Below are 15,515 nucleotides of genomic sequence, written 5' to 3'. Positions count from 1 at the left end.
GGGGCCTCCCTTACTTCCCTCAGAGGTTCGGGGTCAATGTCAGATCAATGCCATTGTCCGGACCGGCGAGGAACTGGTTGAGAACGTCGGTCAGCGGACCGCAGTTCTGCAGGGGAGGCAGTGTGTAGTTGCCAGTCACATCGCCGCCTTCGGACAGCGAGAAGTTGGTGCCTTCCACCGAAGCCAGCTCGATGTTGACCGGATCCGCCGTGCGGCAATCCTGGCCACCACCTACCGGAATCTTCAGGCCGAACAGGCGTACGGTTACCTTCGGTACTTCCACATACAGCGAGGAGTTGGCCGTCAGGTTGCCGTCTATCAGCGTGCCCGTAGTCATGTCAGCCTGTTCGAACGTCACTTTCGCGTTGGCAGTCAAGCTCTTGAACAGCAGCGGGATCTTGAACTGTCCCTGGGTGGGGTCAAGCGCAAGATCTGCTTCGAACATACCGGTTGCCAGCTCCAGTTGCGTTGCAATGCTGCCTGAGAGAGGCAGAGAGCTTCCGGAAGCGTTGATGTCGGTCTGTCCTTCCAGATCCAGAAGCACCTCGAGCACGTCGTCGCTGCCATCGTTACCCTGACCACTCAGGGCCACGGAGACGTCCGGGGTTTCAGGGTCGTCAGAGGCAATGTTGAGCGTCGCACTGCGTCCACCGGCGGCAGACGGCATGAAGCTGATTTCAACGGTACAGCTTCCATCCTGTGCCGCGGTTGTGCAGTCGTTGGTTTGGGTGAAATCGCTGCTGTTGGTACCGGCGATCTCAATGGCGTTGATCATCAGCGATGCGTTGCCTTCGTTGGCAATGGTGACCTGTGCGGTGGCAGTTTCACCGAGCATCACCGAGCCAAAGCTGACGTCAGCAGGCGTAACGCTGATTTCCGGAACGGGCGCGAGCACGCTGGTACCTGTCAGCGGTACGTCCACCACAGGGTTCTCGGCGTCGCCGGATTCAATGCTCAGAGTAGCGCTCTGGTCACCTTCGCCATCGGGGATATAGGTGACGTTGACGTCGCAGCTTTCGCCGGCAGCAACAGTGGTACAGCTGTTGGTCTGGGTGAACGCTGCTGCGTCCGCACCACCAAGGCTGATGTTGTTGATGCCAAGTTCTGCCTGGCCGGTGTTGGAAATGGTAACCACCTCTTCCGCGGTGGTGCCGGCCTGCACGTTGCCGAAGTCGATGTTTTCCGGGCTGACCGCGATACGGGGTTCAAACTGCTCGTCGGGAACCACCTGCACGGTCTGCAGAATGTTGTCCTGGCCGGCGTTCTGAACACACTCGGAGGTAAATTCGCCGATGGGCGCAGGCGCAATATCGCCGTTCTCAACACGGGCGATCATGTCGAGTGTAAGGCCACCGATGCTGATGACCGCCTCGCCAACATCATCCTCGGTGAAGGTGATGGCCGGGGAAGTGCCCTGAGCCGGAACGGTAAATTCGCCGGTTTCATCGGGAATGGGCGACTGGGGAATGGTCAGCGGTACCGTCAGGTCAATCTCACGGCTCGGCGTGACAACAATGGTTTCATTGGTGGCGGTGCCTTCAATGGTGGCGGAACCCACCAGCTTGAGGCCCAGCCTGGAATCTTCATTCACCGTTGTCAGGGCATCCACCGTGAACTCTGGTGTGGGTTGCCCCACGGTTGCCTGGGTGGGTACATCGGCACTGATTTGCGCTCGAATGGGCTGTTCGCCAATCAACGGGAACGGGCAGGTGAATTCCAGTTCCAGTGACACCGGTTCGGCAAAGGCATTGCCACCACCGGTCATAAGCGCCGCGGCTGCTATCGCAGTACCGAGCGTGCGGACGCTTTTGTTGGGATTCCTGAGTTTCATGAGTTCGTCCTCTAGGGTTTCAATCTTTGTTGTGTGGGTATGCAGAAATCACCGATGAGGACTGCTGTATCGGTCTTGCAATGTGTCCCTTTATGACTGCGCGGAGGTTACTATCTCCACGCAGTGCCATTAGGCCGTCGCCGAGCGGTTCGGGTCATTGCTAAGGCCGGCAAGGTTTTTGTTCAAAGCGGAGAGAGAGCCGGGGAAATTCCAATTTCGTGACGCCCTTCAAATCCCGAAAATCATTCAGTGCGGGCTATCAGGAGCGAGAGCACTTTGAGGATGAGAGCTATTTACGGTCGCGGGCCTGCCGGCGGACATCACCGGGCGTCTGGCCCGTCCAGGAGCGGTAGGCTTTGGTAAAACCGGCCTGGTCGCTGAACCCCAGCTTCTCAGCAATGGAATCGAGTGGGATGACTGTATCGGTGAGGTACAGAGTGGCAAAGTTCTGACGTATCTCGTTTCTGAGCACTCTGAATGAGGTGCCTGCGGTCGACAGGTGCTGTCGCAGGGTGCGGGGACTCATGTCGAGCCGACGTGCAAGATTGTCCATGGTGCAGGGGCGGCCCGGTTGGCTCATGATCATCTCCCGCACCTGCATGACGGTTTCATCGGCCTGTTCTGACGGTTCCCGCTCTCGTGAGCGGGCGTTGGCCAGGATGAATTCCAGGCCGGTATCGTCGTTGCGAACAGGTCGGCCGGACAAAGGCATGGTGACCTGGCTCGCCGGAGCGTTGAAGCGAAATTCGCAGTCGGCAGCAATGCTGCGCCACTGCTCGGGTTCCAGGGACGAGTCGAAATCGAACTCAAAACAGAAGTGATTGCACACCTGGGATGAAATTCGATGGATGCTGCCCATATAGATTTTGGTGAGGCAGGGGCGTAAGTCGCCGAGGCCCCAATTGTCGATCAGTTGTATCCTGAAAGTGGATCCAGTTGAACTGAGGTCCATGTCCATCAGCGGCAGGCCCACGCGCAAGTACTGTACAATCATGCTGATCAGTCGCCGGGGGTTTTCCTGGCCGAGCACGGCGAAGCCAAGTAATCCGTGGGCCGGGAGGTCCAGTTGCTGGCCGAACTGGAAGGCCGCCCTCTCGTCGCCCATCAGCCACTCCGCCTTGCCCAGCAGTTGCCGGACCTGCCCCATGGAAAGACTCGCATCGGGATCGTCCAGCATATCGCTGGAAATGTCGGTATCTCCAAGGATGGCGTGGCGCCGAACGCCCTTGCGCTCCATAAACCGAATAAACTGTCGGGCGTAGCGTGCCGAGATCAGCGGCACTTCGAGCGCCATCGGGCTGGACGTTTCCACCGTTCGTTCCATGAGAGGTAGCCTTATTGAACTGGAACTGTCGCGTTCAGCGCACAGTTGTTTACTCTGTCTTGGCCCAGTATAGGCAGGGTTGCTCGGGTCGATTTTGCTCACCGGTCACGGTTCTGGTGTGATGGCCGGAAATGACAATGAAACATTCGTTAGATTTTGCAGGAGATCGCCCATTGAAAGTGCCCTGTCCGGTGTGTGAAACACGCTCACTGGTGCCGTTCCAGACCATCAAAGGCATACCGTATTATCGTTGTGAAACCTGTGAGGCCACAGTCATGGACTCGTCTTGCTGGCTGGACGAGCGCCGGGAAAGGGATATCTACAACCTTCACGACAATCATCCGGAAGATGAGGGCTATCGCCGCTTTCTTTCGAAGATGACCAGGCCGTTACTCGAAAGGCTGGAAGCGGGTGCACGCGGCCTGGACTTTGGCTGTGGCCCCGGCCCGGCGCTGGCCGGGATACTGCGGGAAGCGGGCATGGACATGTCGCTCTATGATCCCTTCTTTCATCCGGAAACGTCTGTTCTGGACCGCCAGTATGATTTCGTATCCTGCACGGAGGTGGTGGAACACCTTCATCGCCCGGCGGATACGTTCCGTCGGCTGGACAGGCTGCTGAAACCGGGTGGCTGGTTGGGTGTGATGACCTGCTTCCAGACAGACGACCAGTTATTTGCCAACTGGCATTACCGGCGGGACCCAACCCACGTTGTGTTTTATCGGGAGTTCACCATGGCCTGGTTGGCCCGGAGGTATGGGTGGCGCCTGGAGGTTCCGGCCAAGGATGTCGCGCTGTTCCAGAAGATTCAGTGAATCGGGGTAGGGCAGTCCAGTGCAGGGCACTCGACGGGACGGGGTCTGTCGCTGTCGTTCTGGACATTGCCGTCGAAACGCTCTGGATCGATGGCGCTGGCACAGCTCGCTGCGGTCCTTGATGCCGTGGCACAGCCTTGGGTGGCCAGTGCGTGGGCCAGGTTGTTCCAGCCTGCGGCCAGGTTCGGGAATTTGGCGGTCAGTCTCAGGAAATGTTGCGCGGCCAGGTCCACCTGGCCCTGTTGCCAGGCAATGTTTCCCTGCCCCATGATGGCAGCCGGCTGGTCTGGCCAGGCCTGTTCGGCCGTTCGATAGGCTTCAGTGGCAGCGATGGTCCTGCCGGTGGTTTCCAGGTCGTTGGCGGATGTCAGATAGCGCAGGGGCTGCGCCGTTGCAGGTAGTCGGTCGGGCGGCAGGATGACCGCGGCCCAATTGTCTGCGCGGTCCCATGTGGCCATGAACACTTCCAGTGCCTGCTCGTGCCGCTCCTGGGTGCCGGTGTGAAGGATGATGGAGCGGTCGCTGGCGTCGTAACCAATCGCCACGGCAAAATGCCATTGTGGCCACCAGTCGAATCGCAGATTCTGCATCACCAGCACCGGGTGGCCAGAGGCTATCTCCTCCAACAGGCTCTTGAGCGAACCGTCCAGCGGGTAGACCAGTAAGCCATGGGATCGGGCGGCGGACACCATTTCAACTTTCAGGCTGCCCTGGCGGGCAGGCAGGTATACCAACTCCTTCAGTACGGCGGGGTTGGTGTTCAGGCCCTGGCTGTTGAGCATCATGGCCAGGGACGCCGGGCCGCACTGGTACAGTTCCTGAGCGTGGAAGGGAACATGGTCCAGCACTTTCCGCTGGTCAACACCGGCCGTGTTCAGGGCAGGGGTATCGGGCCATTGGGGGCGGCTGGCGCAGCCCGCCAGAATCGTTGCCAGTAAGAGACTGACAACGACTCGCAGCAGGTGCAACTGGGTAGGACGGATCACGGAGCTATTGCGCTACCGGATGCAGTTGATGAACGGGAAGATATTGGTGGCGCACAGCATGTCGGTGATGATGAACACCAGCAGGAACAGAACGATGATCCCGACAACGCCCTCGCCAACGGGAGCCTCCGCCAACTGTTGCTCAAACGACGACAACTCCTCCGGCGTCAGGTTCTGTATGCGCTGTTCAACCTGCTCCTGACTAACGCCCATTTCCGCCAGTTTCTCCTTTACCTCATCCCGCTCAAGCATGTTGAGCAGTGACTGGCGGTCCAGATCCGTGCGTTGCTCGGTCAGCAGTTCACCGGTTCCAACCATGCCCGCCGAGGCGGACGATGCCCAAACGGAGCCGAAAGCCATCATGATGGCCATGACAAACGATACGTACCGCAGATGGTTTCTCAGGGTTTGCATTACACTCTCCTGTTATTTTCGTTCAAGAAGCGGTCTTTCCGGTTGCTGCCTGCGATGTAGCCGACGGCTACATCCGACATTCAAGCTGACCTAATAGTAGCACGCGTTTTCGGCGTCCCAGGTTCCTAATGGTGACGGAAACTTAAAATGTGGACAGTCCCGTTGCCTCCATCAGCCTGTATTGCCAATACCGTATCCGGGATTCATCGGCCCAGGCATTGTAAGGCAGGCTCATTACCGGTGTTTCGCCCGGGCCGTGGTTCCATTGCTCATCGAAGAAGCCGGCCGCTTTGCGCACGATCTCTGAGTGCACGTTGGAGCGCACGAGTACGCTGGTTTCAAGGTTCAGGTCGTCAAGGTTGCGGCGGGTGAAGTTGGCCGAGCCGAGCAGCAGTTGAGCGTTGCCGTGGCTGTCGCGCCTGAGCAGTAATTTACTGTGGCACTGCTCACCTTCGGTGTTGCACCAACGTACGGTAATGCCGGCGCCATTTAGCTCCATGGCCGACTGCCGGTTGGGTATGCCGCTTTTTTCCATGCCAAAAGCATCGTTGTTGGCGTCTAACAGTATCCGCACTTCGACACCGCGTTCGTGGGCTTCTTTCAATTCTTCCAGTAACGTTCGGTGCGACAGGTAGAACATGGCCAGATCCAGCCTGTCGCCTGCCTTTGCGGTGCCAATGATGTCTCTCGCGGTTGTCCGTATGGCCGATTCTGTGACGACCTGGATGGTATCGAGCGAAGCGATGCCGGCCGCGGCTTGAGGCAGGCTGCTGATCATTTCGTCCACCACCTCGGTGTCTGCACCGGACATCGCCAGAACGGCACGCTCACTGAGCAGCAAATCGGCCACGGCAGGCCCTCCGAATCGCAGGCCGATGTTGCTGTGCCGGCTACTGCCATCGTGGGGGTTGGCAGAGGTCACCAGGGCGTTAAAGCCCTCTGCGTTGTCGGTGATCAGAACCTTGCGGTGGTTGGCCTTGAAGTTGGGGAGGGCCAGGTAACTGCGCAGGGTGACCGGCTGCTCACCGAGTGCGTTCGGCAGCCAGCCCCCGGTCGCGGAGTTGCCCATCCACTGACAACAGAAGCGCCACAGGCCGGACCAGGTGGGGTTGCTGTCACGAAGGCGCTCCAACCTGGTTTCTATTACCGGAATGCCTGCTTGCCTTAGTTGCTGGAAGTAGGGCGAGACCGTACCACCGTATACGGTGTTTATGGGATCGGAAATAACGACAATACGCACATCCGGATTCGCCTTGCGTTGCTTGAGCAGGGCGTCAGTCAACTCCCTTGCCAATGGCCGCTGACGGCTGCCTTCCTCGCGGGTGCCGTTGAAGAGGAACATATCCACCAGAACAAAACGGCGAGCCGCCGAAATCATGTTGAGGGCCTCGTCGAAAATTTCCTGGTCCAGCCGCGGTTCCTCGTTGCCGAAATGCAGGGTCCTGTCGGTGAGAAGCCTGGCATTCGTCAGAGGATGGACTGTGCCCTCGTAACCTATCCCCGGCGGCAGGGGCTTCAATGTGTGGTAAAAACCGGTTGTTGTGATGGTCAGAATAACCAGGCCGATCAGTAACTTCACTGTCATCGTCGTACTTCCTGACGGAAAAGGTCCAAAGACGAAACTATACTGCACCGGAACCTGTGCCGTCCTTACACCCTTGTCATCCTGGGTTAATAATGGTCGCGACGTGATCGTGGTCCCAGGTAAACAAACACTTACAAAAAACGTTCTTCTGGAACTATCGCTGCCGGCGTTCACTTTCTAAACTTGCTGGATCAATCATTTACGATAACGATTCCTGTGAATTCACTGGCTTTTATTGGTTCCCGTCTGTTCAGTCTGCGCCTGCTCATTGTTGTGCTGGCGTTGGCTTGTGTGTTTGTGGGTGACGCGCTGCCACTGCTGGGCTGGTTGGATCGGGTGCTGTTCAGCGCTCTTGGCAACCCTGAGGGTATTGGGGATGCTGTTCGGGTTGTGGATATGACACCGGACGCCTTCGCAATAGCGCTGCAGGCCCGGGGGCTCGTCGAGCCAGAGTGGTCGGCGCTGGCGATTCGTGCCGGGTTGATGGTGTCGACACTCATCCTGGTACTTGCAGTTCCCAGAATGGGTGGAGCGGTCGCGCTGCCGGTGCTGTTACTGATTGCCGGGGCACTGGTGGTTCTGCAAGCAGCGTTCATGTTCTATCAGAGCGCCTGGCTGCCATTGGGTGAAGTGGTGACCCTGCTGATGGTCGGCTATGTCATCATGCTGTTCTGGCTGCAACCGAGGCGGGATATCGTCGCCTTGTCAGAGAATGTCCGCGTAGCCCGCACGCGGCTTGGTCGTCTGCTGCTGCAACAGGGACAGCCCGAAGAGGCGCTGGAGGTGCTGGCTGAATGCCCGCCCACCGAAGATACCTTGGCATTGCAATACGACATCGCCATTCAGCAGGAGCGCAAGCGGCAGTATGACCGCGCGTCAGCCACCTACCAGCAGATTCTTCAGCAGAAGCGAAAGTATCGGGACGTGGAAAAACGCCTGGCGGCACTCGGGAGCCTGACCACCGAGGCAACCGTTGTTTCTCCCGGTGGCTTTGACAATACCCGAACCCTGGTCATGCCTGAGCAAAGTGTCAGCCGGCCCACCCTGGGCCGCTACGAGATCGAGCGCGAGATAGGGCGGGGCGCCATGGGCGTGGTCTATCTCGGCAAGGACCCCAAGATTGCCCGTACCGTGGCCATCAAGACGCTCAGTTACCAGGCGTTTGAGGACAACGAACTGCGGGACCTGAAATCACGCTTCTTTCGGGAAGCCGAGGCGGCGGGCCGCCTCAGCCATCCGGCAATTGTCACCGTGTATGATGTCGGGGAAGAGGCCGACCTTGCGTTTATCGCCATGGATTATGCCAAGGGCAGGCCGCTTAGTGAATTTGGCAAGCCGGGGCGGTTACTGCCGTTGGCGAAGGTGCTGGATATCGTCGCCCGGGTGGCGGATGCCCTCGATTACGCGCATCGCCAGAAGATCATCCATCGCGATATCAAACCGGGTAACATCATCTTCAACCCGGACAATGGGGAGATCAAGATTACCGATTTTGGCATAGCCAAGATCTCCGACGACTCCCGGACTCGCACTGGCAGTGTCATGGGCAGCCCACTGTATATGTCCCCTGAGCAGCTCAAGGGCCAGAAAGTGACTGGCGCCACCGATACCTACAGCCTGGGAATCACGCTGTACAAACTGGTGTGCGGGGAAACACCCTATCAGGGTGATACCCTGGCCAACCTGACCTACCAGATTCTGAACAAGCGCCCACGGAGTGTCCGCGAGTTCAACCCGGAACTCCCCAACGGTGTTGTCCGTCTGATTAATAAAGCCATACAACGGGAGCCTGACAAGCGCTTCCTGAGTGCCGCCACCATGGCGGAAGCGTTGCGAAGACAGGCTAGCCGTGAGGCAAGGGAGGAAGCATCGTGATGAATCCCCAGGTGGCTGGCATAACGGATGTAGGGGCGTTGCGTACAGCCAACCAGGACGCTATTGACTGGCGGGTCAGCGAGGATAACCAGCAGGTGCTGCTGGTGGTTGCCGATGGCATGGGCGGTTACCACGGCGGAGAAGTGGCCAGCCGCATTGCCGTAGACACGGTGATGGAAGTGCTGGTGCCCTGGTTGTCGCCGGATGAGGGGGTGCCGGAGGAGCCGGACGATGCCATACAGTTTGCGATCAACCTGGCCAGTGAGCGAATTGCTGATCGAAGGGCTGCCGATGCGGACCTGGCCAAAATGGGGACCACGCTGGTCATGGCCTGGGTGATTGACGGTGAGGCTCACATTGCCCACCTGGGGGATTCCCGCTGCTATCTCGTTCAAGGGCGCGAACTGGCATGCCAGACCCGGGATGACACCGTGGTACAGAACATGCTGGATGACGGCAGCATCCGCCCTGATGACGTGCCCCATGTGCCTTTCCGTAATGTGCTGACACGGGCGCTTGGCGCCTCAGCGGCCATTGCCAGCTTCCGCCGCGTGCGGATGGCAGCTGGAGACTCCCTGTTGCTCTGTTCCGATGGCCTGACGGGGGCCTTGCCAGAGGACCAATGGCTGTCGCTGATGTCTGTGTGCGAAACACCCGACGATAAAGTCCGGGCGCTGGTGGATGCGAGCCTGGATAACGAGGCGGCCGACAATGTGTCCGTTGTACTGTTGATTCTTAATTAATGGAGGAGGCCTGTATGGCGTCACTTTCCCAACTGGTGGACAACGTTGTGGTGACCACTTTTGAGCTGGATCAGCCGGAGATTCATGTCGGCAGGCGTGGCGATAACGATATCCGCATCGACGAGATTTCAGTCAGCGGCCATCATGCGTTGATCGAGGCGGTGCCCAATGCCTATCTGGAAGGCACGGTGGACTATTACATCACCGACCAGAACAGCACCAACGGAACGTTTGTGAATGAACTGCGGATTGACCGACGCCAGCGCCTGAACAGTAACGACCTGGTTCGCATTGGCTGGAACGAATTCCGCTTCATTGACGAAGATGAAAATGCGCTGGAGAAAACCGCCTACATACTGGATTAGTGGTCCGTTGGCAGGCCGTTGAGCACCAGTCTGGAGAACCGGCCGAGCAGGGAGGTGGCGTTGGGCGCATCGATCACGTTCTCAATCAGTGCCTTGGCATCGAGCCCTTCCTTTTCCAGATCGGGTGCCTGCACCTTGAGGTAGGCCCGCATCACCTCTGCTGAGAATTCCGGGTGGAACTGGATACCCCAGGCGCAGCGGCCCACACGGAAGGCCTGATGCGGTTCGAACTCGTTTCGGCCCAGAAGAACGGCGTTCTCCGGCAGCCGGAGAACGGACTGCCTATGTGTCAACTGCGCCGGGAATGTTTGGGGCAACCCCTTAAATAAAGGGTCATCCATCGCAGCGTCCAGCAACTCTACCTGATGGGTGCCGGTTTCCCGGCCACGTGGATGATAACCCGCTTCACCACCCAGAGCGTGGGCCAGCAGCTGATGGCCATAGCAGACCCCCAGAACCGGCACCTCTTCCGTCACTGCCTCAGCCAGCCACGCGGCAGTGCGCTCACTCCAGGGCGCCCGGTCGCTGACCATGGCCGGTGATCCCGTCACCACGATACCGTCCCAATCCCTAGGTTTGCCCGGCATATCGTCAACCGTGACATCCACCACATGAAGGTCGAGTTCCGGAGCCAGCCCGGCCAAAAACCAGCTATCAAAATCCCCGAATGACTCCAGAAGGGACGGGTAGGTATTACCTGTTTTGAGTATGACGACCCTGGCCAAGGTGTTGCTCCCGTCAGTCTGCGATGACTGCGTTGTGGTAAACATTCTGGACGTCATCGAGGTCGTTCAGCATGTCCATGAACTTCTCGAACAGCTCAATGTCGTCGCCTTCGACTGTGGTGGTGGTCTGGGGCAGGAACTGGATCTCATCCACTTCAAACTCCAGGCCTTCAAACGCTTCCTGCAATGCCTGTCGCGCCTTGGCGTATTCGGTGTGGGGCGCGAACACAGTAATCATACCCTCTTCGTGCTCAATGTCAGTGACATCCACATCCGCCATCATCAGTGCTTCCAGGGCCGCTTCCTCGTCGTCGCCCTTGAACCCGAGAATGGCGCAATGATCGAACATATGGCTGACGCTGCCCTGGGTGCCGATCTTGCATTTGGTCTTGGTAAACGCCAGGCGCACGTCACCGAAGGTGCGGTTGGGATTGTCGGTCAGACAATCCACGATGGCCATGCAGTTACCCGGGCCGAAACCTTCATAGCGGGCAGGGGAGAAGTCCTCACCGGCTCCGCCACGGGCTTTCTCGATGGCCTTCTCAATGACGTGCGCGGGCACCTGGTCCTTCTTGGCACGGTCGATCAGGCCTCGCAGGCTGAGGTTGGCCTCCGGGTCCGGACCGCCGGACTTGGCGCATACATAGATTTCACGGCCGTACTTGCTGTAGACCTTGGTTTTGGCGGCGGCCGTTTTGGCCATGGAGTCTTTGCGATTCTGATAGGCTCTGCCCATTACGCTGCCTCAATGTCGTTTTCAAAAGTGCGGATTTTACTCGACTAGACAGGCTGGCGACAGCCTTATTTGTCGAGGCTGCCGATGACAACGGCATGATCACAAAATGCCTTGTTTGAAGTGTTTTCAGGCCAGTTTGGGGACCCGGCGGATGCCCTTGCGGATGCCCTGGTCGAGAGCGGAGCTGACCAGCTTGCCGGTAAACGGCACGATGTCGTCAAAGGAAATCGTGTACTGGACGCGAGTTCTGCCGTTGGCGGCATCGTCGAAGCGGATGCGGCCGAGATGGTTGCGGATGGGGCTCATGCTGGAAATCGTGTACTCAATGAGCGTGCCTGGCTCGAAGGTAATGACGGTCTCTTCAAGGCCGATGGGGCCTATGCCGATCTTGCGGATGGACCCAAGGCCGTTGGGGTCGGCCTGGTCGCTGTCGCGAATGCGCTTCACCGGCGCTCCCAACAGCTTCCCGAAGCGCTCATGGTCCGCAAACAGTGCAAACACACGGTTGCGCGGCACATCAAAGGTTTCGTCAATTTCAATCTTGTAGTTCGCCATGTATGAACTCTTCAGAGACAGTTTCCAACAGGGTATCCGGTTATGTGTTACAACAAAAGTGACGTGCTGGCAATGACCGGGCGTTGGCCCAAAAGGCTGAATGGCAGCCGAGCGACAGGTACACTGAGCATCGTAGTGCCTCAGGTATCATACCCCCAATACAGCCCGACAAGGTGCATGGACCCGCATGAACAACGATAACGAACAACCCGCACGCTCTGAACTCGCGACACCACTGAATGGCCTCTTTGCGCTCGGGATACTCTATACCCTCTACGTCGCCCACCAGATTGTCCTGCCAATTGTCCTGGCGGTCCTGACCAGCCTGCTGTTGTTTCCCCTTGTCAAAAAAGCCTATGACAAAGCCGGGATCCCAAGGGTGCTCAGCTCATTGGTGTTGATCATTGTGGTGATCGCTGGTCTGGCGGGTGTTGGGGCCGCCGTCGCAACGCCTGCCCTGGAGTGGGCGCAGCAGGCGCCACAGGGGATCTCACGACTGCTCATGGGGGAGAGCGGCATTAAAAGCCAGATTGACAAGGTCAACGAATCGGCAAAGAAAGTGGAGGAGTCCATGGACGAACTGTCCAAGGACGAGAAGACCACAACCAACACTGTCGTGCTTAAAACCGACTCGTGGCGCAACCAGCTATTGACCAAGGCCCGTAACGGTGCGGCCGGCCTCGCACTTGCGCTGGCCCTGACCTATTTCCTGTTGGTGGGCGGTGACCGCATCATCCTCAACTTTGTGCGGCAACTCCCGAGACGACAACGTCGCAATGTGCTCCAGATTGCCCGCGATTCCCAGCAGCAGATCGCCCAGTATCTGGCGGTACTCAGCCTCAGCAACCTGCTGGTTGGCATCACCACCGGGCTCATCTGCTGGGCAGTGGGGCTTCCGGACCCAGCCGTTTGGGGGCTCGTTGCCGGCTTGGCCAGATTCATCCCTTATCTGGGCGTTATCCTGACCATCATCCTGCTTGCGGTTGTGTCTGCCACCAGCCTTGACACACTCTGGATAATGGCCATCGCCCCGCTCGGCTACCTGGCACTTACCTCCACCGTCGGTTTTTTCATCGAACCCTGGATCCACGGTTTTCGCATGGCCATCAATCCCGTGGTCATCTTCGTATCCATCTTCTTCTGGGGCTGGTTGTGGGGGCCGGTGGGTGTGCTGCTGGCGGTGCCTCTGATGACCATCATCCAGGTGGTCCTCAAGCAGATCCCGAAACTGCGGCCGATCTACAAGGTTATTGCACGGTAAAAGCTGCCAGGGGCCCTGACACTGGTATGAATCTGGCCTATCCTGACCTGATATCCAGCAAAGCAGGAGCAGAACGCCCATGATCCAGAAGACCATGAAAGCCATGCTGCTCACCGGCCACGGTGGCGTCGAGAAACTGGAATACACCGAAAACGTGCCCATCCCCACACCTGGTGCGGGAGAGGTGCTCGTCCAGGTCACCGCCACCGCGAAGAACAACACCGACCGCAAAGCCCGGGAGGGTCTATACCCCACCAAGGATAAAGGCGACGTAACCTCCTTTCAGATGGGAGGCTCAGCCACGCTGACGTTCCCAAGAGTTCAAGGCGCGGACGTTGTTGGGCGTATCGTCGCCGTGGGGCAGGGTGTTGAGGATACGCGGATCGGCCAACGAGGCCTGCTGGACTTCAACCTCTACGCCGACGACCGCCGGGATATCAACTTGACCCCGGACTACTACGGCCACGGCGCCGATGGTGGGTTCGCGGAATATATTGCTGTGCCTTCCGACCAGTTTCACCATGTCGAGAATGCCGATCTGGCCGATGCCGAACTTGCCGCCATGGGCATGTGCTCCTACCAGACCGCCTTGCACATGCTCACATCCGCACGGGTAAAAGCGGGCGAGCACATCCTTGTGACCGGTGCCAGTGGTGGCGTTGGTACGGCCCTTATCCAGCTTTGCCGCATCATGGGGGCGATTCCCTATGCGCTGAGCCAGCGTGACAAGGCCGACCCACTGCTCAAGCTGGGCGCCGAAGCCGTGCTGGACCGTTCCGACATGGACAACTTCACGGATCAGGTGCGGTCCGTCACTGGGGGGCGGCCGATAGACGCCGTGATGGACCTGGCCGGTGGCGAGATGACCGATCAGTTTATCGACACCATGATCTTCGACATGAACAGCCGCAATGATTACCCAAGGCTCAGCATCGCTGGCGCCAGCGCCGGAAACGTCAGTGAAATCATGTGGACACGGATTTACCTGTATCAGGTGCAGGTGTTCGGCGTGTCACACGGCACCCGGGAGGAAGCCGAACAACTGGTGGCCTGGATTCGCAGCGGCCAACTGAAGCCGGTGCTGCACGCCGCTTTCAGACTGTCAGAGTTGCACGAAGCTGAACGCTACTTCGTCAATCGCAACAGCAACTACCTGGGCAAAATCGTGATCGTCCCGGATGCCCAATGGGCCGAGCATGGCGCCCCGTTTGCCCTGGAGAAGTCCTAATGCGTCCCGAACTCAAACTGCAACTGATGGACACCCACGCCGGCGGAGATGTCAGCCGGATAGTAACTGGCGGGATCTGCCCGCTTCCGGGGGACACCGTGCGCGCCCAGATGGAATACCTGCGGGACAAGGCAGATGGCCTTCGCACTCTACTACTGGAAGAGCCCTACGGCATCCCGGAAATGTCCGTGGACCTGCTGGTGCCGCCCACGGACCCCGAGGCAGTCGCCGGTTATATCATCATGGAAGTGATGGGATATCCGATTTACTCCGGTTCCAACACCATCTGTACCGCCACGGCCGTTCTGGAGAGTGGCATTGTCGCCAAGCGGGAAGGGTGGCAGAGTTTCGCCCTGGAAGCGCCAGCGGGCCTGGTCCACATTGACGCCCTTGTTCGGGACGGTGTTGTAGAAGCCATTACCTGCGGCGGGCTGCCCAGTTACATTGACACCTACCAGGCCAGCATCCACGTGCCCTCGATCGGCGACGTATCCTACAGCGTGGCCTACAGTGGTGGTTTCTATGCCCTGGTAGATGCAACGAGCCTTGGGTTTTCCCTGACCCTGGATGAAGAACGCAAACTCAGCGAATGCGCCTATCATATAGTAGAGGCTATCCAGGCTGAGCGTGGTTTCTCCCACTACACGCTGGGTGATGTCGGGCCCTTACCCTTTCTCCATTTCATGGGGCCGGTTGAACAATTGTCGGATCATTCGTATCGCTCCCGTTCGGCCACTTATGTGCACCCTGGAGTCATCTGTCGCAGCACCACCGGCACGGGTACTTCAGCACGGCTTGCGTTAATGAACTACGAGGGCAAAATCAGCCCGGGCGACCGCCTGGAAACCGTCTCCCTGCGTGAAACCGGGTTTATCGGTGAGTTCACAGGCGTGCGCCAGGAAGGGAAGCACCAGGTGGTCGAGAATACCATCACCGGCAAGAGCTACGTTCTTAACCGGGCGGATATCATCGTGAACTGCGATGATCCGATGGTGGACTGTGGGGGGCTTACTCACATTCTTTTGTAGCCTGAGGTTTTGCGGGCGGATACGGGGGGTGGGGGTATTTTTTC

15 protein-coding genes are annotated in these 15,515 nt (G+C 58.5%); 7 read left to right on the top strand and 8 right to left on the bottom strand.

Annotation, left to right across the window (positions count from 1 at the left end; all coding sequences use genetic code 11):
* Window positions 1–19 precede the first annotated feature (19 nt).
* Both B2590_RS06945 and B2590_RS06940 read right to left on the bottom strand, forming a co-directional pair.
* Complete coding sequence (locus B2590_RS06945; protein WP_286811304.1) at window positions 20–1,831, bottom strand: choice-of-anchor D domain-containing protein; 1,812 nt, start codon at window positions 1,829–1,831, stop codon at window positions 20–22.
* Between the two features lie 289 nt (window positions 1,832–2,120).
* A complete protein-coding gene (locus B2590_RS06940; RefSeq protein WP_174447640.1) occupies window positions 2,121–3,155 on the bottom strand; it encodes an AraC family transcriptional regulator in 1,035 nt (344 codons plus the stop codon).
* 137 nt (window positions 3,156–3,292) lie between these two features.
* Between B2590_RS06940 and B2590_RS06935 the strand changes: the two genes are divergently transcribed.
* Window positions 3,293–3,970 carry a class I SAM-dependent methyltransferase gene (locus B2590_RS06935; RefSeq protein ID WP_075195865.1) on the top strand — a complete coding sequence of 226 codons (678 nt, stop codon included), beginning with the start codon at window positions 3,293–3,295 and terminating at the stop codon, window positions 3,968–3,970.
* Here B2590_RS06935 and B2590_RS06930 read toward each other — a convergent pair.
* The 3 genes from B2590_RS06930 to B2590_RS06920 all read right to left on the bottom strand — a co-directional run bounded on the left by B2590_RS06930 (window position 3,964) and on the right by B2590_RS06920 (window position 6,955).
* Complete coding sequence (locus B2590_RS06930) at window positions 3,964–4,956, bottom strand: PA2778 family cysteine peptidase (protein ID WP_075195864.1); 993 nt, start codon at window positions 4,954–4,956, stop codon at window positions 3,964–3,966. The two genes, B2590_RS06935 and B2590_RS06930, sit on opposite strands and share 7 nt — an antisense overlap.
* Window positions 4,957–4,968: 12 nt before the next feature.
* Window positions 4,969–5,370 carry a PA2779 family protein gene (locus B2590_RS06925; protein ID WP_075195863.1) on the bottom strand — a complete coding sequence of 134 codons (402 nt, stop codon included), beginning with the start codon at window positions 5,368–5,370 and terminating at the stop codon, window positions 4,969–4,971.
* Between the two features lie 142 nt (window positions 5,371–5,512).
* Entirely contained in the window at window positions 5,513–6,955 is a 1,443-nt protein-coding gene (locus B2590_RS06920) for a phospholipase D family protein (protein WP_228210527.1), read from the bottom strand.
* 216 nt (window positions 6,956–7,171) lie between these two features.
* Between B2590_RS06920 and B2590_RS06915 the strand changes: the two genes are divergently transcribed.
* From B2590_RS06915 to B2590_RS06905, 3 genes are read left to right on the top strand one after another with little or no spacing between them, the layout of a single operon-like run.
* Window positions 7,172–8,830, top strand: a complete 1,659-nt coding sequence (locus B2590_RS06915) for a serine/threonine-protein kinase (protein WP_091641896.1) — start codon at window positions 7,172–7,174, stop codon at window positions 8,828–8,830.
* Complete coding sequence (locus tag B2590_RS06910; protein WP_286811316.1) at window positions 8,830–9,573, top strand: PP2C family protein-serine/threonine phosphatase; 744 nt, start codon at window positions 8,830–8,832, stop codon at window positions 9,571–9,573. Before B2590_RS06915 ends, B2590_RS06910 begins: the two co-directional genes overlap by 1 nt.
* Before the next feature lie 14 nt (window positions 9,574–9,587).
* Window positions 9,588–9,938, top strand: a complete 351-nt coding sequence (locus B2590_RS06905; RefSeq protein ID WP_091641659.1) for an FHA domain-containing protein — start codon at window positions 9,588–9,590, stop codon at window positions 9,936–9,938.
* Here B2590_RS06905 and B2590_RS06900 read toward each other — a convergent pair.
* The 3 genes from B2590_RS06900 to B2590_RS06890 form a co-directional block, all read right to left on the bottom strand.
* Window positions 9,935–10,663 (bottom strand): glutamine amidotransferase, encoded by a 729-nt coding sequence (locus B2590_RS06900; protein WP_286811303.1) that lies wholly within the window; start codon window positions 10,661–10,663, stop codon window positions 9,935–9,937. The genes B2590_RS06905 and B2590_RS06900 overlap by 4 nt on opposite strands.
* Before the next feature lie 13 nt (window positions 10,664–10,676).
* Entirely contained in the window at window positions 10,677–11,399 is a 723-nt protein-coding gene (locus B2590_RS06895) for a YebC/PmpR family DNA-binding transcriptional regulator (protein ID WP_091641657.1), read from the bottom strand.
* A 126-nt stretch (window positions 11,400–11,525) separates the two neighbouring features.
* Window positions 11,526–11,954: an SRPBCC family protein gene (locus B2590_RS06890; protein ID WP_041335876.1), complete on the bottom strand. Its 429-nt coding sequence runs from the start codon at window positions 11,952–11,954 to the stop codon at window positions 11,526–11,528.
* Between the two features lie 187 nt (window positions 11,955–12,141).
* Between B2590_RS06890 and B2590_RS06885 the strand changes: the two genes are divergently transcribed.
* From B2590_RS06885 to B2590_RS06875, 3 genes are all read left to right on the top strand, one after another.
* On the top strand, window positions 12,142–13,215 hold the full coding sequence (locus B2590_RS06885; protein WP_091641654.1) for an AI-2E family transporter: 1,074 nt from the start codon (window positions 12,142–12,144) through the stop codon (window positions 13,213–13,215).
* Between the two features lie 79 nt (window positions 13,216–13,294).
* Window positions 13,295–14,443, top strand: coding sequence for a zinc-binding dehydrogenase (locus tag B2590_RS06880; protein WP_286811302.1), 1,149 nt, complete (start codon window positions 13,295–13,297; stop codon window positions 14,441–14,443).
* The gene (locus tag B2590_RS06875; protein ID WP_286811301.1) at window positions 14,443–15,471 is read left to right on the top strand and encodes a proline racemase family protein; all 1,029 of its coding nucleotides are present in this window, start codon (window positions 14,443–14,445) and stop codon (window positions 15,469–15,471) included. Before B2590_RS06880 ends, B2590_RS06875 begins: the two co-directional genes overlap by 1 nt.
* The last annotated feature ends 44 nt before the right edge of the window (window positions 15,472–15,515 follow it).

This window comes from Marinobacter sp. UBA3604, assembly GCF_002375325.1.
In the GTDB taxonomy this organism is placed as follows: domain Bacteria; phylum Pseudomonadota; class Gammaproteobacteria; order Pseudomonadales; family Oleiphilaceae; genus Marinobacter; species Marinobacter salarius.
This window is presented reverse-complemented; position numbering and strand designations above follow the sequence as displayed.

Excerpts from the sequence above, each read along its gene's own strand:
- B2590_RS06905 (WP_091641659.1), top strand. The coding sequence starts at position 9,588 with ATGGCGTCACTTTCCCAACTGGTGGACAACGTTGTGGTGACCACTTTT.
- B2590_RS06925 (WP_075195863.1), bottom strand. The coding sequence starts at position 5,370 with ATGCAAACCCTGAGAAACCATCTGCGGTACGTATCGTTTGTCATGGCC.
- B2590_RS06910 (WP_286811316.1), top strand. The coding sequence starts at position 8,830 with ATGAATCCCCAGGTGGCTGGCATAACGGATGTAGGGGCGTTGCGTACA.
- B2590_RS06895 (WP_091641657.1), bottom strand. The coding sequence starts at position 11,399 with ATGGGCAGAGCCTATCAGAATCGCAAAGACTCCATGGCCAAAACGGCC.
- B2590_RS06920 (WP_228210527.1), bottom strand. The coding sequence starts at position 6,955 with ATGACAGTGAAGTTACTGATCGGCCTGGTTATTCTGACCATCACAACA.
- B2590_RS06880 (WP_286811302.1), top strand. The coding sequence starts at position 13,295 with ATGATCCAGAAGACCATGAAAGCCATGCTGCTCACCGGCCACGGTGGC.
- B2590_RS06875 (WP_286811301.1), top strand. The coding sequence starts at position 14,443 with ATGCGTCCCGAACTCAAACTGCAACTGATGGACACCCACGCCGGCGGA.
- B2590_RS06940 (WP_174447640.1), bottom strand. The coding sequence starts at position 3,155 with ATGGAACGAACGGTGGAAACGTCCAGCCCGATGGCGCTCGAAGTGCCG.
- B2590_RS06890 (WP_041335876.1), bottom strand. The coding sequence starts at position 11,954 with ATGGCGAACTACAAGATTGAAATTGACGAAACCTTTGATGTGCCGCGC.
- B2590_RS06935 (WP_075195865.1), top strand. The coding sequence starts at position 3,293 with ATGAAACATTCGTTAGATTTTGCAGGAGATCGCCCATTGAAAGTGCCC.
- B2590_RS06945 (WP_286811304.1), bottom strand. The coding sequence starts at position 1,831 with ATGAAACTCAGGAATCCCAACAAAAGCGTCCGCACGCTCGGTACTGCG.
- B2590_RS06885 (WP_091641654.1), top strand. The coding sequence starts at position 12,142 with ATGAACAACGATAACGAACAACCCGCACGCTCTGAACTCGCGACACCA.